The sequence below is a fragment of the Pseudomonas sp. AC172 genome, assembly GCF_979258595.1.
The window spans coordinates 2,639,217-2,664,236 of the sequence record NZ_OZ409868.1; the positions used below are offsets into that span (position 1 = coordinate 2,639,217).

Sequence of the window (25,020 nt, forward strand, 5' to 3'; positions counted from 1 at the left end):
AAGTTCGACCGCGTTGCCCAACAGCGCTGGGCGCTGTACCGCGACAGCGCTGCGTGACTGTATGGGTCTGGGCGCGTGGGGGCTGTGATAAAAATATCGCTCTCGTTACCGGAGTACCGTCATGGATCTCGCCACCCTTACCGTGTTTCTTCCGGCTTGTTTTGCCCTGAACATGGCCCCCGGGCCGAACAATCTGCTGTCGGTCAGCAACGCCACGCGTTATGGCTTTCGCCGCGCCTGCACGGCGGGTATCGGGCGGATTCTGGCGTTCGCCGGGATGATTGCGCTGGCCGGTGCCGGGCTGTCGGTGGTGTTGCAGACCTCGGAATGGCTGTTCCATGCGATCAAGATCATTGGCGCGGCGTATCTGTTGTATCTGGCCTGGCAGTTGTGGCGGGCCAATCCCGAGGCCGAGCAGCAGGTAACGGGCGCGACCGTTGGCTTCTTTGCGTTGGCGCGGCAGGAGTTTCTGGTGGCAGCGGGCAATCCGAAGGCGATCTTGCTGTTCACCGCGTTTCTGCCGCAGTTCGTCGACCCGGCGCGCCCGGTGCCGGCGCAATTCGCGGTGCTGGGCGTGCTGTTCCTGCTGCTGGAGTGGATCGCCATCAGCGCCTACGCGTGGATGGGCCTGCACATGCGCCGCTGGTTCGCCGAGCCGCGCGGCAAACGGATGTTCAACCGTTGCTGCGCCGGCTTGCTGTCGGCGGCGGCTTCGCTGCTGTTGCTGGCGAAACGCGCTTAAGCCGCGGACGGGCCTTTGAGTTCGACCTGATTGCCGTCCGGGTCGAAGCAGTACAGCGACAGCCCTTTGCCCTCGGCGCCGAAGCGTGACTCGGCTTTTGCCACAGTCAGGCCGAAGGTGTGCAGATGTGCAATCAACGCCGCCTCATCGAACGGTTCGATGCGCAGGCAGAAGTGATCGACGTTACGCCGCTCGGCCCCGGCCGCCCCGCCGCCCTTGCGGCCGAGTTCGCCTTGCAGGTCGACGAGGTCGATCATCGAAGTGCCGGCGCGCAGGTGGATCAGGCCCAGCGGTTCGTTGCGTTTGACCACTTCGGCGCCGAAGACCTGGTTGTAGAAGTCGATGCTGCGTTGCAGATCGGCGACGCGCAGGACAATGTGATCAATGTGTTGGATGGAAAATGGATGCATAAACCCGGCACCTCGAAAACTTGTTAGCTACCCGTGGGCGGCAATCTTTTTGGGACGCGGAGCGTCCCGGGCTGCATTCCCACGCAGAGCCTGGGAATGATCAATTAAGCGACCCGATCATTGTGGTGCAGAATCGAAAAAATTCACTGTCGATTTTTCGGTGGAGCCATCGACAAACTGGTTTTACTCTCAGCCCATGAACATACAAACCGCTGTCCTGCCGCCCCACGCCGAGATGGTTCGCGCCATGCTCGAACGCGACACGGCCTATGAAGGCGTGTTCTTCACGGCCGTGAAAACCACCGGGATTTTTTGCCGCCCCAGTTGCACGGCGCGCAAGCCGAAACCGGAGAACGTCGAGTTCTTCGCCCATGCCGACGATTGCCTGTCGGCGGGCTATCGCGCCTGCCTGCGCTGCAAACCGCTGGACGCCGCCGCCATCGCCCCGGACTGGGTGCAACGCCTGCTCAAAGCCGTGGAAGCCGATCCAGAGATGCGCTGGAGCGATGCGCAGTTGCTCGCCGAAGGCATCGAACCACTGAAGCTGCGGCGCTGGTTCAAGCAGCATTTCGGCATGACCTTCCATGCGTGGCTGCGTACGCGTCGACTGGGAATGGCGCTGGGCGGGATCAAGCAAGGCACCTCGATTGATCACGCCGCGTTTGATTCGGGTTATGAATCGCTCAGCGGCTTTCGGGATGCTTTCCAGAAGTCCTTCCACATCACCCCGGGTCGCGCCGAACACAGCGAGCCGCTGCTGTTCACCCGCCTGACCACCCCGCTGGGGCCGATGATCGCCATGGCAGAACGCCGTGGACTGGTATTGCTGGAGTTTCTTGATCGCCCGGCGCTGACCCGCGAAGTCGAGGAACTGCAGAACCGCTACGGCTACGCGGTGGCGCCGGGGCAAAACGCGCATTTGCAGCAGATCGAGCAGCAACTGGCGCAGTATTTCGCCGGCCAACTGAATGCCTTTACCGTGCCTCTGCATTTGCCCGGCAGCGAATTCGCCCGGCAGGTCTGGTCGGCGTTGCTGCAGATCCCTTTCGGCCACACCAGCACTTACGGCGCGATCGCCGCCGGTTTGGGCAAGCCCGGCGCCAGTCGCGCAGTTGGTCTGGCCAACGGGCACAATCGCCTGTCGATTGTGGTGCCCTGCCATCGGGTGATCGGCGCGGATGGCTCGTTGACCGGCTATGGTGGTGGGCAGCCGCGCAAGGCGTTTTTGCTGAGACTGGAAAACGCCGCCGTGCAGCTCACCCAACCCCTGGCATTCTGACCAACCCCATCAACTGACAAGAAGGATTTTTGATGAACGCGCTCGCTACGCAGTTTCACCAGTTGCACCAGCAAGGCTTATTGATTCTGACCAATGTCGCCGATGCCACCGGTGCGCGACTGGTCGAGCACTTGGGCGGTAAGGCCGTGGCGACCAGCAGTGCGGCGGTGGCCTGGGCCCACGGTTACCCGGACGGCAACGCCCTGCCCCTCGAACGTCTGGTGTCGACGGTGGAATCCATCGCGCGGGTGATCAGCATTCCGTTGACCGTGGACGTCGAGGCCGGTTACTCCAATGACCTCGGGGGCGTAGCCGAAGTGCTGGATGCGGTGATCGCAGCGGGTGCCGTGGGCATCAATATCGAGGACGGTTCTGCCGATCCCGAGTTGCTCGTGCGCAAGATCGAAGTGGCGCGACAGGTCGCCAGCAAGCGCGATGTGCAGCTGTTCATCAATGCGCGCACCGACGTCTATCTGAAAAGCCTGGTGCCGGCCGAGGATCGCGTCGCCGAGACGCTGCACCGTGCCGCGCTGTATCAAGCGGCGGGTGCCGATGGTTTGTTCGCGGCGGGCGTCACGTCGGCCTATGAAATCGAGGCCATCTGCAAGGGCACTGCGCTGCCGGTCAACGTGCTTGGCTTTGCTTGCCTGCCTTCGCCGCAAGAGCTGCAAGCGCTGGGCGTACGCCGCTTGAGCGCGGGTTCCGGCATTGCCGAATTCCTCTATGGCGCGATGGCTGGGCTGGTGAAAAGCTTTCTCGCCAGCGGCAAACTCGACACCCATGACCTCAAGGCGTTCGGCTACGGCGAAGTCAACGGCCTGCTGAAATAACATGCCTGACGCTTATCAAGCGGCCAGCGAGTATCTGGCCGCGCTTGATCCGGACTGGCAGCGTCACATCGCTGCGGTCGGCCCGTGCCTGCATCAACCCCATCCGGCGCGTGATCCGTACGAGTCGCTGGTGCGGGCGATTGCTTATCAGCAACTGCATGCCAAGGCTGGCGATGCGATCGTCGGGCGCTTGGTGGGGTTGTTTCCCGGGCAGTCGTTTCCGCGTCCCGAGCAGATTCTTGCGACGGATTTTGATCGAATGCGCAGTTGCGGGTTTTCAGCGGGCAAGATTGCGACGATTCAAGGGATCGCTCACGCGACGCTGGATGGCGTGGTGCCGGATTACGCCACGGCGTTGGCGATGGATGATGAGGCGTTGATTGAGCGCCTGATCAGCCTGCGCGGGGTGGGTCGCTGGACGGTGGAAATGTTGTTGATCTACAGCCTCGAGCGCATGGATATTTTGCCGGCGGATGACTTTGGTGTGCGCGAGGGTTATCGGCGGATGAAGGGGCTGGAGGTACAGCCGACGCGCAGGCAGATGGTTGAGATTGGCGTGGCGTGGCGGCCGTATCGGACGGTGGCGGCGTGGTATTTGTGGCGGGTGCCGAAACTGCTGCCCTCACCCTAGCCCTCTCCCGGGGGGAGAGGGGACTGATCGGGGGAGATTGGAGATTCACGCCGACCTGAAATAGCGTTTGTGAATCCATGATCGCCAAGGCTTAAAACCATAATCGACTCGGTTTTTCAGGTCGATGTATAACGCAAGACACCTCGGTCGGCCCCCTCTCCCTCTGGGAGAGGGCTGGGGTGAGGGTTTGCTTTTCAAAGCCCGGACTTCAACCGGCTAAACGCCCGGATCAACGCCCGATTGAACGCCTTGCCATTGTCATTCTTGCTGTACAGCGATGCCCTGACGTCGGCCGACGGATACGTCCCCGGATCATTGCGAATCGATGCATCGACCAATCCATCCGCCGTCGTGATCGCATTGGCGTAATGAATAGTGTCGGTGATCGGCGCAATCACCTGCGGCGTCATCAAATAATCCATCAACGCCAACCCCGCTTGGGGATGCGGCGCGTCCTTGGGGATGACCATGGCATCAAACCAGATCAACGTGCCTTCTTTCGGAATCCGGTAACTCAATTTGAACGGCTTGTTCGCCGTCTCAGCCTGCCCCGCTGCGATGGCGACGTTGCCGTTCCACGACATCGCCACGCAAGTGTTGCCATTGGCCAGATCGCTGATGTTCAGATCATTGTCGAAATAGCGAATGTACGGCCGAATCTTCGCCAGTTGCTGCTCGGCGAGTTTCAAGTCATCGAGACTCTGCCGGTTGATGTCCAGCCCCATGTACTTCATGACAGCGGCGAATACCTCGTTGGGGTCGTTGAGCAAACTCACTCCGCAATCGGCGAATCTGGACACCACCGCCGGATCGAACAACATCGCCCAACTGTCCGTCGGCGCTTCGGGCAAACGCTGCTTGATCGCCTGTTCCTGATACCCGACGCCGGTGGTGCCCCAGGCGTAAATCCCCGCATAGCGATTGCCCGGATCAAACACCGCCATGTGCTGGCGAAACTCCTCGCCAACCCCGGCAAAATGCGGCACCCGGGTCTTGTCCAGCGGCTGGATCGCGCCGCTCTCGATGGCGCGCGACAGGTGCTGTCCGGCGGTCAACACCAAGTCGTAGCCGCTGCGCCCGGTGAGCAATTTGGTCTCGACGGTTTCCAGTGAATCGAAGTGATCGGCAACCACGTGAATGCCGGTCTGCGCCTCAAAATTTTTCAGCGTATCCGGCGCCAGGTACTCGCCCCAGATGTACAGATTAACCACCGGTCTGGCGGAGTCAGCGGCCTGCACACACAGGGGTGCAAGCACCAGCAATAACGCTTGAGTCAGTTTGTGCAGGCGCATGCTCAGGCTCCTTTTTTCAGGCCGGCGTATTGCGGCATAGTGATGCACGCGACGTTGCCGCCGCCGAGAAGGATTTCCCGGGAGTTTTCGATGCCAACGATTTTGTGCTGCGGGAACAGTTCGGCCAGCGTCGCCATCGCGACTTTGTCGTTGCGATCACCGAACAGCGGCACCACGATCGAGCTGTTGCCGGCGTAATAGTTGATGTACGACGCGCAGATTTTCGTGCCGGCCTGACGGGTGTGGGTGCTGTCCTGCTGATCGAGGCCCTCGGCTTCTTCGGCAGTCCACTCGAGCACGTCCGGTTGCGGAAGTTTGTGCACGATCAACTCGCGGCCGCGGCTGTCGCGGGTGCTGCGCAAGATGTCGTAAGCCTCCTGATAGATTTCCCACTGCGGATCGTCGCGGTTGTCGGTCCATTGCAGCACCACTTCGCCGGGACGGACGAAACAGGCGAGGTCGTCGACATGGCCGTCGGTTTCGTCGAACTTGCAGCCGCGTGGCAGCCAGATCACTTGCTCGGCGCCGAGGTAATCAGTGAGCCTGCGGGTCACTTCGTCCTTACCCAGATGCTGGTTGCGATTGCGGTTGAGCAGGCATTGCTCGGTGGTAAGGATGCTGCCCTGGCCGTCGCTCTGGATGCCGCCCAGCTCGGCAATCAGCGGCGCACGGTAGCGGTCGAAACGCTCGATCTCGAGGATCTTGCTGGCGATCTGGTCGTCCTTGTCCCACGGGTAATACAGGCCGCCGTCGAGCCCGCCATAGGCGTTGAACTCGAAGTCGACGCCGCGCACTTCACCGCTCTGGTCGTTGACCACAAAGCACGGGCCGCTGTCGCGAAACCACGTGTCGTTGCAGGTCATCTCGACCACGCGCACTTGCGGCGGCAACTGCCGGCGCGCCGTGGCGAACTGCGCGGCCGAGGCGCAGACGGTGACCGGTTCGCTGTGGGAGATGGCGGTGACGATCTGCACCCAGACCTTCTGTGCCGGTTTCGCGCCGTTGCGCCAGACGTCGGTGCGCTCCGGCCAGCCAAGCCAGCAGCCAGACTTGGTTTCGAATTCGCCGGGCAAACGGAAGCCGTCGAGTTTAGGGGTGGAGTCGAGCAAACGTGCCATGGTCAAACCTCGTCTTCGCGATGGGAATGACCACAGGCTAAGGGCGCGGACCTCGCGCTCGCCAACGATGATTATTACGGAACAGTTGAATTCAACTCATCAATCGGCCAGTTGATCGTTGAACCATTCGAGCATCTGCGCCACCGCCGGGCGCTCCAGCCGCAACCGTTCGCATACCAACGCGTATTGGCCGAGGGCAGTCATGCTGGATGCGAAGGGCCGCACGAGGCGACCACTCTGTAAATCCTCCTGCGCGGTGAGGTTGTCGCCCATCGCAACACCCTGCCCCTGCGCCGCCGCTTCCAGCGCCAACCCGGCGTGGGCGAAATACAACTGGCGCTGCGGGCGTTGATCACCGGCGTGGCTGGTCAGCCAGGCGGTCCAGGTCTTGCCGTCCTGATCGTCGTGCAGCAGGCAGTGGCGAGCCAGATCCTTCGGGGTTTTCAAGCTGCCCTGGTTGAACAGGCCGGGGCTGCACACTGGGAAGAACTGCAAGGCTGGCAGCGGCCGGACGAAGTAGGCGCTGCTGTCCACCGGGCCGGTGCCGTAGGTGATCGCCAGGTCGATGTCTTCGCCGGGCGCCGTGGCGTCGATCGGTTGTTCGTAAAGGTGCAAGGTGATGTGCGGATAGCGCGCGTAGAAGTCGGTGAGGCGACTCATCAGCCACTTTTGCGCGAGTTCGGCGGTAACCGCCAGTCTGAGCACTGCCAGTGAGGATGGATCACGCAGTTCATCGCAGGCATCGCCGATCAGTTCGAAGGCCTGTTGCAGGCTTTGCATCAGACGTCCGGCGGCGATGGTCGGGCGGATTTGCCGGCCTTCGCGGATGAACAGCGAGACACCGAGTTGCTCTTCGAGCTGGCGGATCTGATGGCTGACGGCGCTGTCGGTGACGCACAGTTCGGCGGCGGCCCGGCCGAAATGCGCGTGGCGGGCGGCGCATTCGAAGGTGCGCAGGGCGGCCAGTGAGGGAAGTCGTCGCATGGGAGGTGGTCCGTTTTTTGGGTCATGCTGACTGGGCTTAGGGTTTGCGTCCAGCCCTGTTACCCTCACCCCAGCCCTCTCCCAAAGGGAGAGGGAGCCGATCGAGGTGTCTGGCGTCATACATCGACCTGAAAATCCGAGTCGATTATGGATTCAACGAGGAACGCTCAGGTCGTCGTACCTCTTCAATATCCCACCGTCAGTCCCCTCTCCCTCCGGGAGAGGGTTAGGGTGAGGGGCCTTTGACTGTATCGCACTGTATACCCCGCAGCCGCAGACACACCAAAAGCACAATCCGCCACCCCGCCGACACATCCCCGATACACCCCGACGCTGAAATGCCCCGGTCGATTTCACTCAATTCACCGGAGCTGCACCATGACCACCACCCTTTCCACCGCCGTCAAACACCTGCACCTGAACCTCGACCGCGCCGGCAGCTGGCTCGCCCCTCTGACCCTGCGCCTGTTCATCGCCTGGGAATTCTTCGAGTCCGGGCTGGAGAAACTCAACGGGCAGAACTGGTTCGAAGACATTCAGGACAAATTCCCCTTCCCGTTCGATCACCTGCCCGCGACGCTCAACTGGGAGCTGTCGATGTGGGCCGAACTGATCTGCGCACTGGCGATTCTGGTGGGCTTCGGCACGCGGGTCTCGGCAATTTCGCTGGTGGTCGTAACGGTCGTGGCCACCGCCGCCGTGCACTGGCCTGCCGATTGGTCGTCACTGAGCGAGCTGGCGCAGGGTTATGCGATCACCAACAAAGGCTTCGGCAACTTCAAGCTGCCGGCGATTTACCTGGCCGCACTGCTGCCGCTGGTGTTCGCCGGGGCGGGCAAGTTGAGTGTCGATGCGTGGCTGGCGCGGGTGTTCTGGAACAGAAGCACCCGCTGAGGCTCAATGCGCCCGATCAAGTCCGGCCAGCAACGCGTTGTCACGGCTGTAGATATCCGGCGAGTAACGCACGCGGCCGCTACTATCGACCTGTGCCGTCCAGTAGGTCATCAGGATCGGCACCGGCGCCGACAGACGAAATTCGTGGGTGCTACCAGTGGCCAACAGGGTTTCGGTGCGGGCCTTTTCCGCCGGGGTGAGCAGCAGATCGCGCAGTTGCATCGGATGCTCGACCCGCACGCAGCCGGAACTGAAAGCGCGCGGGCCTTTTTCAAACAGCGCCTTGCTTGGCGTGTCGTGCAAGTACACCGAGAACGGGTTGGGGAAGCGGATGACCATTTGCCCCAACGGATTACGCGGCCCGGCGTCCTGACGCAGCATGATGTTGCCGGGGTTGTCCCAGTCGATGTCCGCTGCCGCCAGCGGCTGACCGTTGGCGTCGAGCACTTGCAGGTTCTGGCGGCTGAGGAAGGTCTGGTCCTTGCGGATTTCCGGCAGTTTGTCTTCCTTCCAGATGGTCGGCGGCACGGTCCAGGTCGGGTTCAGGGTCAGGCGTGTCACCCGGGATTTGAGCAACGGCGTCTGGCGCTCGGCACGCCCCACCTGAGTGCGCGTCTGCCAAACCGGCACGCCGCCCTGATACAGCGTCAGTTCAGCGGCGGCGACGTTGACCAGCAGGCCATTGGGTTCCAGGTCCTGGGCCATCCAGCGGAAGCGTTCGAGGTTGACCCGCAACTGTTCGCGACGGGTGAGCGGACTGATGTTGAGTTCGGCAATCGTGCCCGGCCCGACCACACCGTCAGCCTGTAGGGAATGGTTGGCCTGAAAACTCTTCACCGCATCAACCAGCACGCCGTCATAAGCATTGTCAGGCGTGCCAATGACGTGAGTCAGGTAGCCTTCGCTGTACAGCCGCTGAGCCAGCTCCGGCACTCGTTTGTCTTCCATCGCCGGGCGCAACAGCGGCCCGCTGCCCACTGATTGCCATTGCGGCAAGGCTTTGAGCCGTTGCGCCGCATAGAGCTGCCGCAGGTCCTGATATTGCGCCAGACGCGGACGGGCCAGATCGAACGCGGCAGGAATGTCGTGCATGCCCGGAACAGCGATGGCCAACAATTCCGCCTGACGGTCGCGCGGGGTGTCGTCGGCGTGCCACAAAGGTTCGAAGTGCGATTGCAGCAGGCGACCATAGTGCAGGTCTTGCAGGGCCTGGAGGTAGTTGCGACTGATGTCGATGTCAGCACACAACTCGCCATCCTGCGGCGCCGTGGTCGCGACCGGGTAACGTTTTGGATTGAGCCCATCATCGGCCAACAGCTGCAACTGCGCCTGCAACACCGGCAATCGTGCCGATTCATTCGCCCACACTGGCATCCAGTCCTGCTGCTGGTAGAAGGCTTGCAATTGCGTCAGCGCCGGGCCGTTGAGCTGTGCGGCAATCGCCGGGCAAGACTGCGCCAGACTGATTAATACAGCCTGCAACGGACTTTGCGGCTCGACCGGCATTTCGGCCGGTGGCGTAGGCAATGTCTCCAGCGGCGGCAGCGGCTCATCGGCACAAGCGACAAACGGCGCAGCGAGCAAACAAATGCTCAAGTAGCATGCGTACTTTTTGAACAACTGCTTTACTCCAATCCATGGCCGTCCAGATGATGGCCAACCTTACATCAGGTGCGCTGAACAGTCAGGCTCGATCGACGGGCTTGCGGGTATTGACTGGGAGTCAGGAGCCAAAGTGCCAAATAAGTAACAAGTGAGGACACTTTATAAAATGTTGACGTTTTTGCGCCGACTGCTGTTGACCACCGCGACCCTGGTCGTGGTGTCCAGTCCCGTTTTTGCCGCCGGCAAACCATCGCCGGTTCTCTACACCAGCCTCGCGCACGCCGCGCCAGAACTCAATCCCCAAGCGCTGAAAGGTGCGTTGAACGCCATGCAATGCGCGGTCAACAACGGTGCGAAAGCGTCCCGCCATCTGGCGATCATCGACTATTCGCAGCCGTCCACCGAACGCCGCCTGTGGATCTTCGACCTCAGCAAAAAGAAACTGGTGCTGCGCGATCTGGTCGCCCACGGCTCCAATTCCGGGGAAAACTTCGCCACGCAGTTTTCCAATGTCGAAGGCAGCTATCAGTCCAGCCTCGGCCTGTTCCGCACGCAAGAAAGCTACAGCGGCACCCACGGTTATTCGTTGCGCATGGACGGTCTGGAGCCAGGCTTCAATGACATGGCCCGCGATCGCGCGATCGTCATTCACGCCGCCAGCTATGTGAACCCGTTGTGGAGCAAGAAACAGGGACGCATCGGCCGCAGCCAGGGCTGCCCGGCGGTTCGGCCGCAGATTGCCAAACAGGTGATCGACCGGTTGAAGAATGGCCAGTTCATGTTTTCGTGGTACCCGGATCAGCGCTGGTTGAAGTCTTCGCCGTACCTGAACTGCCAGCCGCAGCAGGTGGCGAGCATCCTCAATACCCACGCGAGCTGACGGCACAACCTATAACCCTGTGGGAGCTGGCTTGCCAGCGATAGCGGTGGATCAGTCAATGCAAACCTTGACTGTGCCGGCCTCATCGCTGGCAAGCCAGCTCCCACAGGGATTTGAGTTGAGCCTGGAAAATCTTCGCACACCGTTTCATTACAACTTTGTCATTCAGCTGTCGGTTTGCCGTGCGGATCGCTCGGTAGCCTGAAGTTGTCCCGGCGCCAATGCCGATCAACTTTGACCACTGAGTGACTGACCATGAAAACCCTCCTGCTCGCCTTCACCGCCCTCCTCGCCACCGGCAGCGTGTTCGCCGCAAACATGCCCGACAGCGCCGTGACTCATGACAAATCCGGCTTTTACGTCAATCTGGATGTCGACAAAGTCCTGTCCAGCACCGATATTTCACAAGCGTGTGGCGTGGTCCCGGCGCAATTGAATTACCTCGACCATCAGGGCCGCGAACATGTGCTGGACTATCAGGTACAGGGCAGCGGCTGCATCAATGACCATTGAGACTGATCGATGAATATTCTGGTTGTCGAAGACGAACCCAAGGCGGGTAACTATCTGCTCAACGGTTTGCAGGAACTGGGTTACAGCGTCAGTCTCGCCCGCGACGGTGCCGATGGTTTGCACCTGGCGCTGGAACACAGTTTCGATGTGATCGTGCTCGATGTGATGATGCCGAAAATGGATGGCTGGGAAGTCCTGCGCCGGTTACGCAAGGAAGCTGACACGCCGGTGCTGTTTCTCACCGCCCGCGATGACATCGCCGATCGCGTCAAAGGCCTGGAACTGGGCGCCGACGATTACCTGATCAAGCCGTTTTCCTTCGCCGAACTGGTGGCGCGCTTGCGCACCCTGACCCGGCGCGGGCCGATCCATGAAGACGAACAGTTGCAAGTCGCCGATCTGCAGATCGACGTGCTCAAGCGCCGCGTTACCCGTGCCGGGGTGCGCATCACCCTGACCAACAAGGAGTTTGCGTTGTTGCAATTGTTCGCTACGCATACCGGGCAGGTTCTCGCCCGTTCGCTGATTGCCTCTCGGGTGTGGGACATGAATTTCGACAGCGACACCAACGTCGTCGATGTCGCCGTGCGCCGCTTGCGGGCGAAGATCGATGACCCGTTTCAGCTCAAGCTGATCCACAGCGTGCGCGGCATCGGCTATCGCTTCGATACGCAGCCATGAGCAGCCGCCGTCCGTACTCGCTGACCCTGCGTCTGGCGCTGCTGTTCGCCCTGCTTGCGTTCGCTTCGCTGGCTGGCCTCGGTGCCGCGCTGTACAACGAACTGGAGCAACAACTGATTCGCCGCGATGACATCTCACTGGTCAGTCGCGTCGATCAACTGCGCACCTTCCTTAACGACAGCAACACCCTCGAGTTGATCAAGAACAAACCGGCGCTGTTCCAGAACATGCTCGGCAACCGCGAAGCACTGCTGACCATCGGCGCGCCGGGGCAACCGCCACTGCTGGAGGTCAACCCGGGCAACCTGAACACGCCGACGTTGCCAGCAGTACCCGTCGATCATGCGATGACGCTGAAAGATGTGCAGCATCTGCCGAGCGTCGACGGCGTGCCGTTTTCAGCGGTGGCGGCGAGTATCGATTCCGGCGAGCTGGGCAATCTGCAAGTCACCACCGGGCGCCTGATGAGCGAGCGCACGGCGATGCTCGCCAATTACCGCTTGAGTGTTTATGGCCTGGCCTCGCTGGCGGCGCTGTTGCTGGCGGTGGTGGGTTGTCTGCTGGTGTATCGCGGTTTGCTGCCGTTGCGGCGACTGGCAAAACACGCTCATGGCATCGGTGTCGGCAACCTTGGCGAACGCCTTGCCAGCAGCGGTGCACCGCGCGAATTACAGCCGATGATCGAGGCGTTCAATGCCATGCTTGATCGCCTCGCCAAAGGTTTTGCGCAGTTGAGCCAGGTGTCCACCGACATGGCCCATGAATTGCGCACGCCGATCAACAATCTGCTCGGCGAAACCCAGGTCGCGCTGCAGCAGAATCGCAGCAGCGAGGCCTATCAACAGCTGCTCGCCTCCAACGTCGAAGAGCTGGAACGCCTGACGCGGATGCTCGACAACATGCTGTTTCTGGCGCGCACCGATCCGGCCAGTGCCCTGAGCCAGCGGCAAGCGCTGGACGCTGCGGATGAGATGCAACGCATTGCCGATTATTTTGAAGGGCTGGCGGCGGATGTCGGTGTGTGTATCGAGGCCCGTGGCAGCGGCGTGATCTGGGCTGAGCCGATGCTGTTGCGCCGCGCGTTGGCCAACCTGTGTGCCAATGCGATCAAGTACGGTGCGGCGAATTCGACGGTGCAGGTGGAGGCGATTGCCGAGCCGGATGGCAGTTATCTGCGGGTGCGCAACCACGGCGCGACCATTGCGCCTGAGCATCTCGCGCGACTGTTCGAACGCTTTTACCGCGTTGACCAGTCCCGTGAGCGTTCGGCGCAATCGAATGGTCTGGGCCTGTCGATTGTCGCGACCATCATGCAACTGCATCAGGGCCGCTATAGCGTCAGCAGTGCCGATGGCATCACCTGCTTCGAACTGTTCTTCCCGGCCCGGCAATCAACATAAATCGCCAACACACCACAAATCCTGTGGGAGCGAGCTTGCTCGCGAAAGCGGTGTGTCAGTCACCGGAGATGCTGGCATTGCCGGCCTCTTCGCGAGCAAGCTCGCTCCCACAGGGGATCGGTGCTCGGCTGATGATCAACGCCATGAGCATCAACGCCACCGCTACGCCGAAAGTGATATGCAATCCGCTGGCAACCGCCGTTGCAGGCGCTTGTGTCGGATCCCCCGCCGCCAGCGCAAACACCGCGCCCATCACCGCCGCCCCGGTGATCAAGCCGAGGTTGCGCGCCAGCCCGAGCATCGCCGAGACCACACCACGCTGCTCCTGACGAACTCCGGCCATCAATCCGGTGTTGTTCGCCGCCTGAAACAGCGCATAGCCGACGGCGACCACTGCAATCGGCAGTAAATAGGCGGGCAACCCCAGACTCATCGGCAACAGTGCCAACAGACCGCAACCGCAGGCCATGGCGAGTAGCGCGCCCGGCACGATCCGTCGCGCGCCGAAGCGATCCACCAGACGTCCAGCCGGTACACCGCCAAATGCCGACAGCAACGGCCCGACCGACAACGCCAAGCCAACAACGGTACTGCTCAGACCCAGCCCGCGGCTCAGGTAAAACGGCCCCACCACCAGCGTGGTCATCATTACGGTCGTCACCAGCAAAGTCAGCACCAGGCTACTGCTCAAGCGCCGGTCGCTGAACAGCGACAAGCGAATCAGCGGCGCCTTGGCCTTCATCTCGACCACGATAAACAACCCGCCACCGCACAGGCTGGCCAGCAACAATGGCCACGTGAAACCTTCAAGCGTCATTGCCAACGCATAGGCCGCCAGCGTCAACACCAGCACCGCGCTGCCAGAATAATCGAACGCTGCGCGCGGCCCTGTTGCCCGATCCGCTGGCAAAAAGCGGTACACCAGCCAGATATTGAGCAACCCCAACGGCACGTTGAGAAGAAATATCGCCTGCCAGCCGACATGCGTCATCAACAGCCCGCCCAGCGACGGCCCAAGGCTTGTGCCCGTCGCCGACATCGTCGCCAACAAACCCATCGCGCTGCCCGCCCGCGATTTGGGCACGGCTTCTGACACCAGCGCCACCGTCAAGGCGAACATGATCGCAGCACCAATGCCTTGCACCGCCCGTGCGCCAATCAGCCAGCCGAGTCCCGGAGCCAACGCGCAAGCCAACGAAGCGCTGGTGAAAATGCCAATGCCGATCAACAGCAATCGACGCCGACCGAAGCCATCGCCCAGACGCCCGACGCTGACAATCAGCGTGGTGACCGCCAGCAGGTAAGCGAGCACGATCCACTGCACTTGCTGAAACGTCGCCTCAAACGCTGTCGCCAGAATCGGCAAACCCGCGTTGGCGATGCTGGTATCCAGCGAAGGCATCAACATCGACAGGGCCAGACTGGTCAGCGCCCAACGGGCCGGGGTGCTCAGAGATTCGTGGGACATGGCGGGCTCACAATGCAAAGGTGACCAGCCATAGCCTGAGCCTCGACAACACACGGCGCAAGACGCATGCTTTGCACTAAATACCTGCATGGAACGCCATGTCATGACCACGCCGGACCTGAACCTGCTGATCACCCTCGATGTCTTGCTGCGTGAAAGCAGCGTCGCCCGCGCCGCCAAATGCCTGCGGTTGAGCCCTTCGGCCATGAGCCGCGCCCTCGCCCGTCTGCGCGAAACCACCGGGGATCCGTTGCTGGTGCGCGCGGGTCGAGGCTTGGTGCCGACGCCGCGCGCACTGGAATTACGCGAACGAGTCAGTCATCTGGTGCAAGACGCGGAAGCGGTTTTACGGCCTGCCGAAGTGCTGGACCCCAGCCGCTTGCAACGCACTTTCACCCTGCGCAACACCGACGGCTTTGTTGAAACCTTCGCCGCCGCCCTGCTTGCGCGAATCGCTGAAGAGGCGCCCGATGTACGCCTGCGCTTTGTGCAGAAAGCCGACAAGGACAGCACGCCGCTGCGCGAAGGTCGTGTCGATCTGGAAACCGGCGTGGTCGACGACACGACCGATCCGACGCTGCACAGCCGCATCCTGTTTCAGGATCAGTGGATTGGTGTGGTGCGTGAGGGACATGCCTTGAGCGCGGGGAGGATCACTAGCAGACGCTTCGCTGGCGGCGAGCACATTCTCATCTCACGGCGCGGGCGCAGCAGCGGCCCGGTGGATGAGGCGCTACTCGCACTCGGCCTGACGCGAGACATCGTCACCTCATTCGGTGGATTCTCGGCAGCGCTGACGCTGGTGCGTGAGTCAGACCTGATTGCCACGGTTCCGCAACGTCATACCAGCAAACTACGCACCGGCCTGCACAGTTTCGCCCTGCCCTTCGCGATGCCGGACATCAGTGTGTCGATGCTCTGGCACCCGCGCATGGACGCTGATCCGGCGCATCGCTGGTTGCGCGATTGTGTGCGGCAGGTCTGCGCTTAACGCGCGTCGCCACCGGCAGGTTTGTAGAAGAGGAATTTTTTCGTTTCAGCGGTTCTGCGGTATTCCTTGGCCCAGCTCGGATGCACATTGCGGTCGTGGAAATACAGCGCGCCGTTGGTGCGATCCTTGAGTTGGCGATTCAGTGCTTTGCGGGCGATATCCTTGGCCAGCGTGTATTCGGCATCTTCCTTGACCTGATCCGGTTTGCCGTCGCACCACCAGGAAAACTGGCAGCTCTTGGTTTCCGAACCTTGTTTGACGACAGCGCACACCGTGTCGGGGAAGCCTTCGTGGCCGAGGCGATTCATCACCACACTGGCCACGGCTTCCATTTCCGGGGTGTCTTTGCCTTTGGCTTCCCAATAGATACTGCGCGCCAGACAGGTAATCGGATCGTCCAGCGGCGCCGCGCCAGCCGGGTCGACCGCTTGCACTTCGGTCGGGGTGATGGCTTCGGCTTTCGGCGCCGGTGCGGCGCTGACTTTGTCCGCCGCTTTTTCCTCCAGCACTTGGGCCTTCTCTTCGGCCTTCGCTTTGATCGGGGCCTGATCGGTGGCCCATGCAGAGCCTGCCAACAGGGTGAATACGAGACAACCCGCCCAGCCTTTCAATCCCATGTCTGTTCTTCCGGCAGCGCCCGAATCGGGCAAGGTGTTACGTCGGGGAGACACCCGGTTTCCGGGGCCTTCGGTGAGTGTAGACGGCAAATCCATCGGCACAGTTGCGCCGAAAAACGGCTGAATGAAGAAAAAAGACATTGCACTCACCGGGGGACTTTCGCGCATCATGGGCGCATTCAGCTCAAGGGAGATTTCCATGCGCTTCATGCCATCTGTTTTGCGTCTTGCCGCGTTGTCCGTGGGCGTTGTGTTTGCCATCCCGGCGCTGGCCGGCGATGAGTCGCAACTGATCGAGTCGATCAACAGCTACCGCAGCCAACCGCAGCGTTGCGGCAGCCAGGCGTCGAATGAACTGTCACCGCTGTCGGCGGATCCACGGCTGAGATTACGCGCCACCGGTGCTGTCGATCTGCAACAAGCCATGGCCAGCGCCAGTTACCCGATGGTCAATGTGCAGGCGATCACACTGAACGGCCCGCGCGATGCAGCGTCGGCGATGCAGGCGATCAAGGAAAGTTTCTGTCAGGTGGTGCTTGATCCGCAGTTTGTCGATGTCGGAGTCAGCCGCGACGACCGCGACTGGCGCATTGTGCTGGCACGGCCGCTGCTGTCGGCCAAGTTGGGCGATGCGCAAAGTGAGGGGCAGAAATTGCTGAGTGAACTTAACGTCGCCCGCAGTCAGGCACGTCAGTGTGGTGGTCAGGCTTTTGCCGCTGCCGCACCGCTGGCCTGGAACGCGGCATTGGGTACGATCGCCCAGGATCACAGCCGCGACATGGCCAACAACAATTACTTCGACCACAAGGACCGCGACGGCCGCACCCCGGGTGATCGCGCTGAACTCGCCGGCTACGGCGGCCAACAGGTCGGCGAAAACATCGCCGCCGGGCAAGACACCGTGCACAAAGTCGTCGAAGGCTGGCTCGCCAGCCCCGGCCACTGCGCCAACCTGATGAACCCGCAATACCAGGAACTCGGCGCTGCCTACGCGACCGACCCGAAAAGCAGCGCCGGTATCTACTGGACCGCGATGTTCGGCGCCCAATAACTCAAATCTCAAAAACACCACAAAACCTGTGGGAGCTGGCTTGCCAGCGATGAGGCCAGCCCATCCAGCATTGATGTCGACTGACCCACCGCCATCGCTGGCAAGCCAGCTCCCACAGGGTCAACAGTCGCCCGGAAGATCGGGGCAATAAAAAACCGGAGCCAGGCTCCGGTTTTTCAGGCTCAGTGGGTTCTCATCCCCGCCGCATACATCGCCAGTTTCAGCAGGCTCGCCACCACCGCCAGCGACACCACACTGCCAAGCCAGATCAACAACAGCCAGCCCAGACGTTTGTACCAGCGACTGCTTTTCACTTCGCGCGAATCAATGGTAGCCATCGCCAATCCTCACTTTGCCGCGGAATACGTAGTAGCTCCAGAAGGTGTACATCAGGATCACCGGCAGGATGAACAGTGCGCCAATCAGCGCAAACAACTGGCTCGACGGCGGTGACGCGGCGGCCCAAATGCTCACCGACGGCGGGATGATGTTCGGCCAGATGCTCAATGCCAAGCCGATGTAACCGAGCAACATCAACGCCAGGGTGAACACAAACGGCCAATGGGTATGCCGCTGACGCAACGTGCGCAGCAGCCCAAACACCGACAGCAAGGCCAACACCACCAGCCCGGCAAACACCTGTAGATGCCCGTGCGTCGACCAACGTGTCGCCAGCTCCGGATGCAATTGCAGCGTCCACACGCCAATCACCAGCACCATCGCCATCAACAGCAAGGCCAGCGGCCGGGTGAACAGGCGCATCCGTGATTCGAGCATGCCCTCGGTCTTGACCAGCAACCAGGTGCTGCCGAGCAACGCATAAGCGAACACCAGACCCACGCCACACACCAGCGGAAACGGCGCCAACCAGTCCAGACCGCCGCCGGCAAATTGTCGATCGACCACCGGAATGCCGGACACATACGCGCCAATCACCACGCCTTGGGAGAACGTCGCCAGCAGCGAGCCACCGATAAACGCCTTGTCCCACCAATGGCGTTTTTGCGGCGAAGACTTGAAGCGAAACTCGAACGCCACACCGCGGAAAATCAGCCCGCAAAGCATCAGGATCAGCGGTAGATACAGCGCCTCGAGAATCACCCCGTAGGCCAGCGGAAACGCCCCGTACAACGCCGCCCCACCCAACACCAGCCAGGTCTCGTTACCGTCCCAGACCGGGGCGACGGTGTTCATCATCACATCGCGTTCCTGCTCATCCGGGATCAGCGGAAACAGGATCCCCAGCCCCAGATCGAAGCCGTCCATGATCACGTACATCATCACCCCGAAGGCGATGATCACGCCCCAGATCAACGAGAGATCGATACCTTGAATACCCATGACTCAATGCTCCTTGATAGGGGCGATAGCCGCCGAAATCGGTCGACGCGGCGTCTGCAATTCATCGCCCGCTGGCGGATGTTCGTGGTGCGGCTGCGGGCCTTTTTTCACCAGTTTCATCATGTAGCCGATACCCACGCTGAACACCGTGAAATAGATCACCACGAACAGCGCCAGCGACGTGCTCATCTGCGCCACCGAGTGATGCGACGCGGCATCGTGGGTGCGCAACAAACCATAAACCACCCACGGCTGACGCCCGACTTCCGTGGTAATCCAACCGGCCAGCAACGCAATCAAGCCACTCGGCCCCATCAGCAACACCAGACGCTGAAAGCCGCGATGCTGATAAAGCTTGCCGCCCCGGCGCAACGCCAGACCGAGCAAACCGACGAGGATCATCAACATCCCCAACCCGGCCATGACGCGGAAGCTCCAGAAGATCACGGTCGAATTCGGCCGGTCTTGTTTCGGGAAGTTCTTCAGTGCCGGGATCTGCTTGTCGAGGCTGTGGGTGAGAATCAGGCTGCCGAGATACGGAATTTCCAACGCATATTTGGTTTTCTCCGCCTCCATATCGGGGATGCCGAACAGCACCAGCGGCGTCGGCCCGTTGTCGGCGTTTTCCCAGTGACCTTCGATGGCGGCGATTTTTGCCGGTTGATGCTCCAGCGTATTCAAACCATGAGCGTCACCGACCACTGCCTGAATCGGCGCCACGATCAGCGCCATCCACAACGCCATGGAAAACATCTTGCGCACCGGTGCAGTGTTGTTGCCGCGCAGTAAATGCCAGGCAGCAGACGCGCCGACAAAGAACGACGTCGCGACAAACGCGGCAATCGCCATGTGCGCCAGACGGAACGGGAACGACGGGTTGAACACAATCGCCAGCCAGTCCAGCGGCATCACCCGCCCGTCAACAATCTCGAAGCCTTGCGGCGTCTGCATCCAGCTGTTGGACGCAAGAATCCAGAAGGTCGAGATCAACGTGCCGATCGCCACCATTACCGTGGCGAAGAAGTGCAAGCCACGGCCGACGCGATTCCAGCCGAACAGCATCACCCCGAGGAACCCGGCTTCAAGGAAGAATGCCGTCAGCACTTCATAGGTCAGCAGCGGCCCGGTGATGCTCCCGGCAAAGTCCGAGAAACCGCTCCAGTTGGTACCGAACTGGTAAGCCATCACCAGTCCCGAAACCACGCCCATGCCAAAGTTGACCGCGAAAATCTTCGACCAGAAATGGTAGAGATCGCGGTACGTGTCGTTGCGGGTTTTCAGCCACAGGCCTTCGAGTACCGCGAGGAAACTCGCCAGGCCAATGGTGATCGCCGGGAAAATAATGTGGAACGAAACCGTGAACGCGAATTGAATCCGCGCCAGGTCCAGTGCCTCCAGATTGAACATGATGATGTCCTCATCCAAGCTGAAAAGCGGCAGCACAAACCCGGGCCACCGCCAGACGCGAACGCCTGCAGCCAGTCAAATTGCTATGGTTTTTATGAGTCGCGGGTTACGCCACCGACGACGGGATCAGGTTGCTGACCTTCGCGGCTTCGAGGCGAATCGCCACGAACTTGGAGGTCGGCGTGTACGTCCGCTCGCCGTAGCTTTCCAGCGGTACCAAAGGGTTAGTCTCCGGGTAATACGCCGCTGCCTGCCCTGCGGGAATGTCGTAGGCAATCAGGGTGAAACCGCTGACCCGACGCTCACGCTCGTCATCCCACAGCGCTACCAGATCAACCTTCTGACCCGGCTCAAAACCCAGACGCTGAATGTCCTGTTCGTTGGCGAAGATCACATCGCGCATGCCGTAAACCCCGCGATAACGGTCATCGAGGCCGTACAGCGTGGTGTTGTACTGATCGTGGGAGCGCATGGTTTGCAGAATCAGGTGTGGCTTGACCGGCAGATTGCGTACACCCTCGCTGATCAAGTGCTCGGGCAGCACGCACGGGGTGAACTGCGCCTTGCCGCTGGCGGTGTTCCAGACCCGATCCGAGGCATCGTTGCCAAGGTGGAAACCACCCGGAATCAGCAGTTTTTCATTGAAGTTTTCGAAGCCCGGAATCACGTCGGCAATCAGGTTGCGGATGCGCCCGTAGTCGCCCACCACCCACTCCCAATCGATCGGGTGCTTGCCCAAAGTCGCGGCGGCGATCCCGGCAATGATCGCCGGCTCGGATTTCAGGTGCGCCGACTTCGGCTTCAACTGGCCGAACGACAAATGCACCATGCTGAAGGTGTCTTCGACGGTTACGCCTTGCGGACCTTCAGCCTGAATATCGATGTCGGTACGCCCGAGGCACGGCAGGATCAACGCGTCGCGACCGGTGACCAAATGGCTGCGGTTGAGCTTCGTGGCGATGTGCACGGTCAGGTCAAGTTTGCGCATCGCTGCGTGAGTGCGCGGGGTGTCTGGCGTGGCTTGGGCGAAGTTGCCGCCCAGACCGATGAACACCTTGGCTTCGCCGCGTTCCATGGCACCGATCGCCATTACTGTGTTGTGTCCGTGCATGCGCGGCACGTCGAAGTTGAAGCGCTTTTCCAGCGCGTCCATCAAGTCTTTCGGCGCCAGTTCGTTGATGCCCATGGTGCGGTCGCCCTGCACGTTACTGTGGCCGCGAACCGGCGACAGACCTGCGCCCGGACGACCGACGTTGCCGCGCAGCAGTTGCAGGTTGATGACTTCCTGCAAGGTCGCCACCGAGTGCACGTGTTGGGTCAGGCCCATGGCCCAGCACATGATCACGCTTTTGGCGCGGCCATACATGCGCGCGGCCAGTTCGATGTCATGCAGCGGCACGCCGGACTGCTCGAGAATGTGCTCCCAGCTTGTTGCCTCGACTTCAGCCAGATAGCTGTCGAGCCCTGTGGTGTGCTCGGCAATAAACGCATGATCGAACACCGGTTCGCCGCCAGTCGCCTGCGCTTCGCGCTCCCACTGCAGGAGGAATTTGACCATGCCGCGAATCATCGCCATGTCGCCGCCAAGGGCCGGACGGAAGTACGCGGTGTTGGTCGCTTCCCAGCCGTTGCTGAGCATCTCCAGCGGGTTCTGCGGGTTCTGGAAACGCTCCAGCCCACGCTCTTTCAACGGGTTGATGCACACCACTTGCGCGCCGCGCTTGACCGCTTCGCGCAGTGGTTCGAGCATGCGCGGATGGTTGGTACCGGGGTTCTGGCCGATGACGAAAATCGCATCGGCGTGGTGCAGATCCTCGTAGACCACGGTGCCTTTGCCGACGCCGAGGGTCTCGTTCATGCTCACCGCGCTGGCCTCGTGGCACATGTTCGAGCAGTCGGGGAAGTTGTTGGTGCCGAATGCGCGGACGAACAATTGATAGAGAAACGCCGCCTCGTTGCTCGCGCGGCCCGAGGTGTAAAACTCCGCTTCGTGCGGCGACTTTAGGTTTTTCAGATGATCGGCGATCAGCGCGAACGCGTCTGCCCAGCTGATTTCCACGTAGCGATCGACCCGCGCGTCGTAGCGCATCGGGTGGGTCAAACGGCCCTGATATTCCAGCCAGTAGTCGCTCTGCTCGGCCAGGCTCGACACCGTGTACTTGTTGAAGAATGCCGGGTCGACCAAACGCCCGGTCGCTTCCCAGTTCACCGCTTTGGCGCCGTTCTCGCAGAACTTCAACATGCTCGCGCCGGGTGCTTCACCCCAGGCACAACCCGGGCAGTCGAAGCCGCCGTTCTGGTTGGTCTTGAGCATGGCACGGATGTTTTTCAGGGCGTTTTCACTGCCCAGCCAGCTCTTGGTCAGGCTGATGACAGCGCCCCAACCGGCAGCGGCGCCTTTGTAGGGTTTGTAACGGTCGACTTGTGACATGGGACTCTCCATGACGATGCACACAGGCATGAACCTGATTCGGTTAAACAGCGACGGCCGACTTTCAAGGTTGAAAAGTGGTCGTTTGGTTTGCCAGGGCAAGGATATGAACCGTTACAAAACATTGTCTAATTGCTATTAATGACTGTCTTATCGAAAGCATCTATCACGCCTGAAAACCCTTTACTTACGGGGCCTTGCGAAACTAAAGAAGCAACTTTCGGCGAAAAACAATTCATCATCGACGGGATCAATCACCCGTTCATTAACAGTGATTGGACGCCATTGAAAGTTGCCCATAACCTGCGCTGACCAAACTCCTTCAACCGGGGTTTTCATTCCTGCGAGGCTGTCATGTCAGAGCGTGTCTTGATCGATGGTTACAACCGCCGCGTCGACTATCTGCGCATGTCGGTGACCGACCGCTGCGACTTCCGCTGCGTCTATTGCATGGCCGAAGACATGCAGTTCCTGCCACGGCAAAAAATCCTCACGCTCGAAGAGATCTATCAACTGGCGCAGAGCTTTGTGGCGCTGGGGACGCGCAAGATTCGCCTGACCGGTGGCGAGCCGCTGATCCGTCCGGGCGTGGTCAAATTGTGCGAGCAGATTGCCGCCCTGCCCGGCCTGCGCGAGTTGTGCATGACCACCAACGGTTCGCAACTGGGCAAACTGGCCGCGCCGCTGTTCGACGCCGGGGTCAAACGCCTGAACATCAGCCTCGACAGCCTCGATGCGCAGCGCTTCAAGCAGATGACTCGCACCGGCGATCTGGCGCAGGTGATCAACGGCATCGATGCCGCGCGCAAGGCCGGTTTCACGCGCACTAAACTCAATGTCGTGGTGATGCAGGGCCGTAATGATCAGGAAATCAACGATCTGGTCAACTTCGCCATTGATCGGCAGCTCGACGTCTCTTTCATCGAAGAGATGCCGCTGGGGATCATCAGTGAACACAGCCGTGCCGAGTCATTTTTCTCCAGTGCGCAGGTGCGCGAAAAGATTGCCGAGCGCTACACCCTGATTGATTCGGCGGAGTCGACTCAAGGCCCGTCGCGCTACTGGCGGCTGGCCGAGGCGCCGGAGATTCGCCTGGGGTTTATCTCGCCGCACAGCCACAACTTTTGCGGCACCTGCAACCGCGTGCGGCTCACCGTCGAAGGGCGCCTGCTACTGTGTCTGGGTAACGAGCATTCGGTAGATCTGAAAGCGCTGCTGCGTGCGCACCCGGGGCAACCGCAGCGGCTGGAGAAAGCCATTGTCGAGGCGATGAAACTCAAGCCGTATCGGCACAATTTCGAAGTGAACGATGATGTTCAGGTCGTGCGCTTCATGAACATGACCGGCGGCTGATCCCGCCAGTTTCATCGGTTATCGGAACCGCACAGCATGATCATCAGACCCAAGGTCAACCAGTTCGCCATCCTCTTCACCCTCAAGGGTTCGATCGCCAAGCGCATTGCCCTGCGCACGCTGATGGTCACCCTCCTCGCCTCCGCCATCGTGCTGGTGGAAATCCTCCATCCAAGCAACTTCACCAAGGTCAACGCCACGCCGTTTACCTTGCTCGGTTTGTCGCTGTCGATCTTCATGAATTTTCGCAACAACGCCTGTTATGACCGCTGGTACGAGGCGCGCAAAGCCTGGGGTGAAGTGATCGTGCATATTCGCTCGGTGATTCGTGAAACCCATGTGATTCGCGAGTCCGCTGAGCGTAGGCCGTTGCTGCTCAATCTCTGTGGTTTTGCTCATGCGTTGAACGCGCGGTTGCGTAAAGAAAGCGAAGCGGACGCCAGCAGCCAATGGGTCATGCCGAAACCCGATCCGCAGACGCCGGATTACAGCGGGCGCATTTTGCAGACGGTCGGCCAGCAGTGTTCCGATCTGCATCAGAACGGTGAGCTGACTGAATGGCGCTACATGCTATTGGCCAATCACCTGACCAGCCTGACCCAGGCGCAAGCCGTGTGCGAGCGGATCAAAACCACGCCGCTGCCATTTCCCTACACGCTGTTGCTGCACCGGACGATTTATCTGTTCTGCATCCTGCTGCCGTTCGCCATGGCCGAACCGCTGGGCTGGCTGACGCCGCTGTTCACGGCGATCGTCAGCTACACGTTTTTTGGCCTGGATGCGATTGCCGATGAACTGGAAGACCCGTTCGGCCGCGACGAAAACGACCTGCCCACCGATGCACTGGTGCGCACCATCGAACGCGATATCCTCGCCGAACTGGGCGCTGAAGTGCCGCCAGCGTTGAAGCCGGTGGACTATGTGCTGAGCTGATCCTTAGCTCTGCAAACACCTCAAAACCCTGTGGGAGCTGGCTTGCCAGCGATGAGGCCGTGTCAGTCAACATCAATGTGACTGATATGCCGCCATCGCTGGCAAGCCAGCTCCCACAGGTTCTGTGTACATCCTCAATATCAAGCACCACCACAAAACCCATTGTGGG

At 60.8% G+C, this 25,020-nt stretch carries 24 protein-coding genes; 13 read left to right on the forward strand and 11 right to left on the reverse strand.

Annotated elements, in window-relative coordinates; genetic code table 11:
• The first annotated feature begins 121 nt into the window (after positions 1-121).
• Positions 122-742, forward strand: a complete 621-nt coding sequence (locus tag ACZ0A4_RS11700) for a LysE family translocator (RefSeq protein WP_463574807.1) — start codon at positions 122-124, stop codon at positions 740-742.
• Here the strand turns inward: ACZ0A4_RS11700 and ACZ0A4_RS11705 are convergent.
• On the reverse strand, positions 739-1,152 hold the full coding sequence (locus tag ACZ0A4_RS11705) for a VOC family protein (protein WP_463574808.1): 414 nt from the start codon (positions 1,150-1,152) through the stop codon (positions 739-741). The genes ACZ0A4_RS11700 and ACZ0A4_RS11705 overlap by 4 nt on opposite strands.
• A gap of 196 nt (positions 1,153-1,348) precedes the next feature.
• Here ACZ0A4_RS11705 and ACZ0A4_RS11710 point away from each other — a divergent pair, with 196 nt between their 5' ends.
• From ACZ0A4_RS11710 to ACZ0A4_RS11720, 3 genes are read left to right on the forward strand one after another with little or no spacing between them, the layout of a single operon-like run.
• Positions 1,349-2,431 (forward strand): bifunctional transcriptional activator/DNA repair enzyme AdaA, encoded by a 1,083-nt coding sequence (locus ACZ0A4_RS11710; protein WP_463574809.1) that lies wholly within the window; start codon positions 1,349-1,351, stop codon positions 2,429-2,431.
• 32 nt (positions 2,432-2,463) lie between these two features.
• Positions 2,464-3,261 carry an isocitrate lyase/PEP mutase family protein gene (locus tag ACZ0A4_RS11715; protein WP_463574811.1) on the forward strand — a complete coding sequence of 266 codons (798 nt, stop codon included), beginning with the start codon at positions 2,464-2,466 and terminating at the stop codon, positions 3,259-3,261.
• 1 nt (position 3,262) lies between these two features.
• Positions 3,263-3,892, forward strand: a complete 630-nt coding sequence (locus tag ACZ0A4_RS11720; protein ID WP_463574812.1) for a DNA-3-methyladenine glycosylase family protein — start codon at positions 3,263-3,265, stop codon at positions 3,890-3,892.
• 194 nt (positions 3,893-4,086) lie between these two features.
• Here ACZ0A4_RS11720 and ACZ0A4_RS11725 read toward each other — a convergent pair whose 3' ends face one another.
• The 3 genes from ACZ0A4_RS11725 to ACZ0A4_RS11735 form a co-directional block, all read right to left on the reverse strand.
• Positions 4,087-5,184: an extracellular solute-binding protein gene (locus ACZ0A4_RS11725; protein WP_463574813.1), complete on the reverse strand. Its 1,098-nt coding sequence runs from the start codon at positions 5,182-5,184 to the stop codon at positions 4,087-4,089.
• 2 nt (positions 5,185-5,186) lie between these two features.
• On the reverse strand, positions 5,187-6,302 hold the full coding sequence (aguA, locus tag ACZ0A4_RS11730) for an agmatine deiminase (RefSeq protein ID WP_463574814.1): 1,116 nt from the start codon (positions 6,300-6,302) through the stop codon (positions 5,187-5,189).
• 99 nt (positions 6,303-6,401) lie between these two features.
• Positions 6,402-7,286, reverse strand: coding sequence for a LysR substrate-binding domain-containing protein (locus tag ACZ0A4_RS11735; protein ID WP_463574815.1), 885 nt, complete (start codon positions 7,284-7,286; stop codon positions 6,402-6,404).
• A gap of 378 nt (positions 7,287-7,664) precedes the next feature.
• On the opposite strand from ACZ0A4_RS11735, the gene ACZ0A4_RS11740 reads away from it, so the two are divergent.
• Positions 7,665-8,180 carry an HvfX family Cu-binding RiPP maturation protein gene (locus ACZ0A4_RS11740; RefSeq protein ID WP_463574816.1) on the forward strand — a complete coding sequence of 172 codons (516 nt, stop codon included), beginning with the start codon at positions 7,665-7,667 and terminating at the stop codon, positions 8,178-8,180.
• 3 nt (positions 8,181-8,183) lie between these two features.
• Here the strand turns inward: ACZ0A4_RS11740 and ACZ0A4_RS11745 are convergent, their stop codons facing one another.
• Positions 8,184-9,800, reverse strand: a complete 1,617-nt coding sequence (locus ACZ0A4_RS11745; RefSeq protein ID WP_463574817.1) for a L,D-transpeptidase family protein — start codon at positions 9,798-9,800, stop codon at positions 8,184-8,186.
• Positions 9,801-9,951: 151 nt separating this feature from the next.
• Here ACZ0A4_RS11745 and ACZ0A4_RS11750 point away from each other — a divergent pair, with 151 nt between their 5' ends.
• The 4 genes from ACZ0A4_RS11750 (at position 9,952) to ACZ0A4_RS11765 (ending at position 13,259) form a co-directional block, all read left to right on the forward strand.
• Positions 9,952-10,665 (forward strand): murein L,D-transpeptidase catalytic domain family protein, encoded by a 714-nt coding sequence (locus tag ACZ0A4_RS11750; protein ID WP_463558745.1) that lies wholly within the window; start codon positions 9,952-9,954, stop codon positions 10,663-10,665.
• A gap of 255 nt (positions 10,666-10,920) precedes the next feature.
• On the forward strand, positions 10,921-11,178 hold the full coding sequence (locus ACZ0A4_RS11755) for a DUF2790 domain-containing protein (RefSeq protein WP_463574818.1): 258 nt from the start codon (positions 10,921-10,923) through the stop codon (positions 11,176-11,178).
• A 9-nt stretch (positions 11,179-11,187) separates the two neighbouring features.
• Positions 11,188-11,859, forward strand: coding sequence for a heavy metal response regulator transcription factor (locus ACZ0A4_RS11760; RefSeq protein ID WP_016985270.1), 672 nt, complete (start codon positions 11,188-11,190; stop codon positions 11,857-11,859).
• On the forward strand, positions 11,856-13,259 hold the full coding sequence (locus tag ACZ0A4_RS11765) for a heavy metal sensor histidine kinase (protein ID WP_463574819.1): 1,404 nt from the start codon (positions 11,856-11,858) through the stop codon (positions 13,257-13,259). The genes ACZ0A4_RS11760 and ACZ0A4_RS11765 overlap by 4 nt, the downstream gene beginning before the upstream one ends.
• A 55-nt stretch (positions 13,260-13,314) precedes the next feature.
• Here ACZ0A4_RS11765 and ACZ0A4_RS11770 read toward each other — a convergent pair whose 3' ends face one another.
• A complete protein-coding gene (locus tag ACZ0A4_RS11770) occupies positions 13,315-14,727 on the reverse strand; it encodes an MFS transporter (RefSeq protein WP_463574821.1) in 1,413 nt (470 codons plus the stop codon).
• Between the two features lie 103 nt (positions 14,728-14,830).
• Between ACZ0A4_RS11770 and ACZ0A4_RS11775 the strand changes: the two genes are divergently transcribed.
• Positions 14,831-15,718 carry a LysR family transcriptional regulator gene (locus ACZ0A4_RS11775; RefSeq protein ID WP_463574822.1) on the forward strand — a complete coding sequence of 296 codons (888 nt, stop codon included), beginning with the start codon at positions 14,831-14,833 and terminating at the stop codon, positions 15,716-15,718.
• Here the strand turns inward: ACZ0A4_RS11775 and ACZ0A4_RS11780 are convergent.
• Positions 15,715-16,335, reverse strand: coding sequence for a cell wall hydrolase (locus ACZ0A4_RS11780; RefSeq protein WP_463574823.1), 621 nt, complete (start codon positions 16,333-16,335; stop codon positions 15,715-15,717). The genes ACZ0A4_RS11775 and ACZ0A4_RS11780 overlap by 4 nt on opposite strands.
• Positions 16,336-16,534: 199 nt before the next feature.
• Here ACZ0A4_RS11780 and ACZ0A4_RS11785 point away from each other — a divergent pair, with 199 nt between their 5' ends.
• Positions 16,535-17,386: a CAP domain-containing protein gene (locus ACZ0A4_RS11785; RefSeq protein WP_463574824.1), complete on the forward strand. Its 852-nt coding sequence runs from the start codon at positions 16,535-16,537 to the stop codon at positions 17,384-17,386.
• 182 nt (positions 17,387-17,568) lie between these two features.
• On the opposite strand, the gene ACZ0A4_RS11790 is transcribed toward ACZ0A4_RS11785, so the two are convergent.
• The 4 genes from ACZ0A4_RS11790 to ACZ0A4_RS11805 all read right to left on the reverse strand — a co-directional run bounded on the left by ACZ0A4_RS11790 (position 17,569) and on the right by ACZ0A4_RS11805 (position 22,565).
• The gene (locus ACZ0A4_RS11790; protein ID WP_081265204.1) at positions 17,569-17,724 is read right to left on the reverse strand and encodes a DUF2474 domain-containing protein; all 156 of its coding nucleotides are present in this window, start codon (positions 17,722-17,724) and stop codon (positions 17,569-17,571) included.
• Entirely contained in the window at positions 17,711-18,727 is a 1,017-nt protein-coding gene (cydB, locus tag ACZ0A4_RS11795) for a cytochrome d ubiquinol oxidase subunit II (RefSeq protein WP_463574825.1), read from the reverse strand. The genes ACZ0A4_RS11790 and cydB overlap by 14 nt, the downstream gene beginning before the upstream one ends.
• A gap of 3 nt (positions 18,728-18,730) precedes the next feature.
• Complete coding sequence (locus ACZ0A4_RS11800; RefSeq protein WP_463574826.1) at positions 18,731-20,134, reverse strand: cytochrome ubiquinol oxidase subunit I; 1,404 nt, start codon at positions 20,132-20,134, stop codon at positions 18,731-18,733.
• A gap of 106 nt (positions 20,135-20,240) precedes the next feature.
• Complete coding sequence (locus ACZ0A4_RS11805; RefSeq protein ID WP_463574827.1) at positions 20,241-22,565, reverse strand: FdhF/YdeP family oxidoreductase; 2,325 nt, start codon at positions 22,563-22,565, stop codon at positions 20,241-20,243.
• 354 nt (positions 22,566-22,919) lie between these two features.
• On the opposite strand from ACZ0A4_RS11805, the gene moaA reads away from it, so the two are divergent.
• Together moaA and ACZ0A4_RS11815 are read left to right on the forward strand one after the other, a co-directional pair.
• Positions 22,920-23,918 (forward strand): GTP 3',8-cyclase MoaA, encoded by a 999-nt coding sequence (moaA, locus tag ACZ0A4_RS11810; RefSeq protein WP_463574828.1) that lies wholly within the window; start codon positions 22,920-22,922, stop codon positions 23,916-23,918.
• A gap of 36 nt (positions 23,919-23,954) precedes the next feature.
• Positions 23,955-24,851, forward strand: a complete 897-nt coding sequence (locus ACZ0A4_RS11815; protein ID WP_463574829.1) for a bestrophin family protein — start codon at positions 23,955-23,957, stop codon at positions 24,849-24,851.
• Positions 24,852-25,020: the final 169 nt, after the last annotated feature.

Bases quoted from the DNA above. Each gene is read 5' to 3' on its own strand.
- ACZ0A4_RS11700 (WP_463574807.1), top strand. From the start codon at position 122: ATGGATCTCGCCACCCTTACCGTGTTTCTTCCGGCTTGTTTTGCCCTG.
- ACZ0A4_RS11705 (WP_463574808.1), bottom strand. From the start codon at position 1,152: ATGCATCCATTTTCCATCCAACACATTGATCACATTGTCCTGCGCGTC.
- ACZ0A4_RS11710 (WP_463574809.1), top strand. From the start codon at position 1,349: ATGAACATACAAACCGCTGTCCTGCCGCCCCACGCCGAGATGGTTCGC.
- ACZ0A4_RS11715 (WP_463574811.1), top strand. From the start codon at position 2,464: ATGAACGCGCTCGCTACGCAGTTTCACCAGTTGCACCAGCAAGGCTTA.
- ACZ0A4_RS11720 (WP_463574812.1), top strand. From the start codon at position 3,263: ATGCCTGACGCTTATCAAGCGGCCAGCGAGTATCTGGCCGCGCTTGAT.
- ACZ0A4_RS11725 (WP_463574813.1), bottom strand. From the start codon at position 5,184: ATGCGCCTGCACAAACTGACTCAAGCGTTATTGCTGGTGCTTGCACCC.
- aguA (WP_463574814.1), bottom strand. From the start codon at position 6,302: ATGGCACGTTTGCTCGACTCCACCCCTAAACTCGACGGCTTCCGTTTG.
- ACZ0A4_RS11735 (WP_463574815.1), bottom strand. From the start codon at position 7,286: ATGCGACGACTTCCCTCACTGGCCGCCCTGCGCACCTTCGAATGCGCC.
- ACZ0A4_RS11740 (WP_463574816.1), top strand. From the start codon at position 7,665: ATGACCACCACCCTTTCCACCGCCGTCAAACACCTGCACCTGAACCTC.
- ACZ0A4_RS11750 (WP_463558745.1), top strand. From the start codon at position 9,952: ATGTTGACGTTTTTGCGCCGACTGCTGTTGACCACCGCGACCCTGGTC.
- ACZ0A4_RS11755 (WP_463574818.1), top strand. From the start codon at position 10,921: ATGAAAACCCTCCTGCTCGCCTTCACCGCCCTCCTCGCCACCGGCAGC.
- ACZ0A4_RS11760 (WP_016985270.1), top strand. From the start codon at position 11,188: ATGAATATTCTGGTTGTCGAAGACGAACCCAAGGCGGGTAACTATCTG.
- ACZ0A4_RS11765 (WP_463574819.1), top strand. From the start codon at position 11,856: ATGAGCAGCCGCCGTCCGTACTCGCTGACCCTGCGTCTGGCGCTGCTG.
- ACZ0A4_RS11770 (WP_463574821.1), bottom strand. From the start codon at position 14,727: ATGTCCCACGAATCTCTGAGCACCCCGGCCCGTTGGGCGCTGACCAGT.
- ACZ0A4_RS11775 (WP_463574822.1), top strand. From the start codon at position 14,831: ATGACCACGCCGGACCTGAACCTGCTGATCACCCTCGATGTCTTGCTG.
- ACZ0A4_RS11780 (WP_463574823.1), bottom strand. From the start codon at position 16,335: ATGGGATTGAAAGGCTGGGCGGGTTGTCTCGTATTCACCCTGTTGGCA.
- ACZ0A4_RS11785 (WP_463574824.1), top strand. From the start codon at position 16,535: ATGCGCTTCATGCCATCTGTTTTGCGTCTTGCCGCGTTGTCCGTGGGC.
- ACZ0A4_RS11790 (WP_081265204.1), bottom strand. From the start codon at position 17,724: ATGGCTACCATTGATTCGCGCGAAGTGAAAAGCAGTCGCTGGTACAAA.
- cydB (WP_463574825.1), bottom strand. From the start codon at position 18,727: ATGGGTATTCAAGGTATCGATCTCTCGTTGATCTGGGGCGTGATCATC.
- ACZ0A4_RS11800 (WP_463574826.1), bottom strand. From the start codon at position 20,134: ATGTTCAATCTGGAGGCACTGGACCTGGCGCGGATTCAATTCGCGTTC.
- ACZ0A4_RS11805 (WP_463574827.1), bottom strand. From the start codon at position 22,565: ATGTCACAAGTCGACCGTTACAAACCCTACAAAGGCGCCGCTGCCGGT.
- moaA (WP_463574828.1), top strand. From the start codon at position 22,920: ATGTCAGAGCGTGTCTTGATCGATGGTTACAACCGCCGCGTCGACTAT.
- ACZ0A4_RS11815 (WP_463574829.1), top strand. From the start codon at position 23,955: ATGATCATCAGACCCAAGGTCAACCAGTTCGCCATCCTCTTCACCCTC.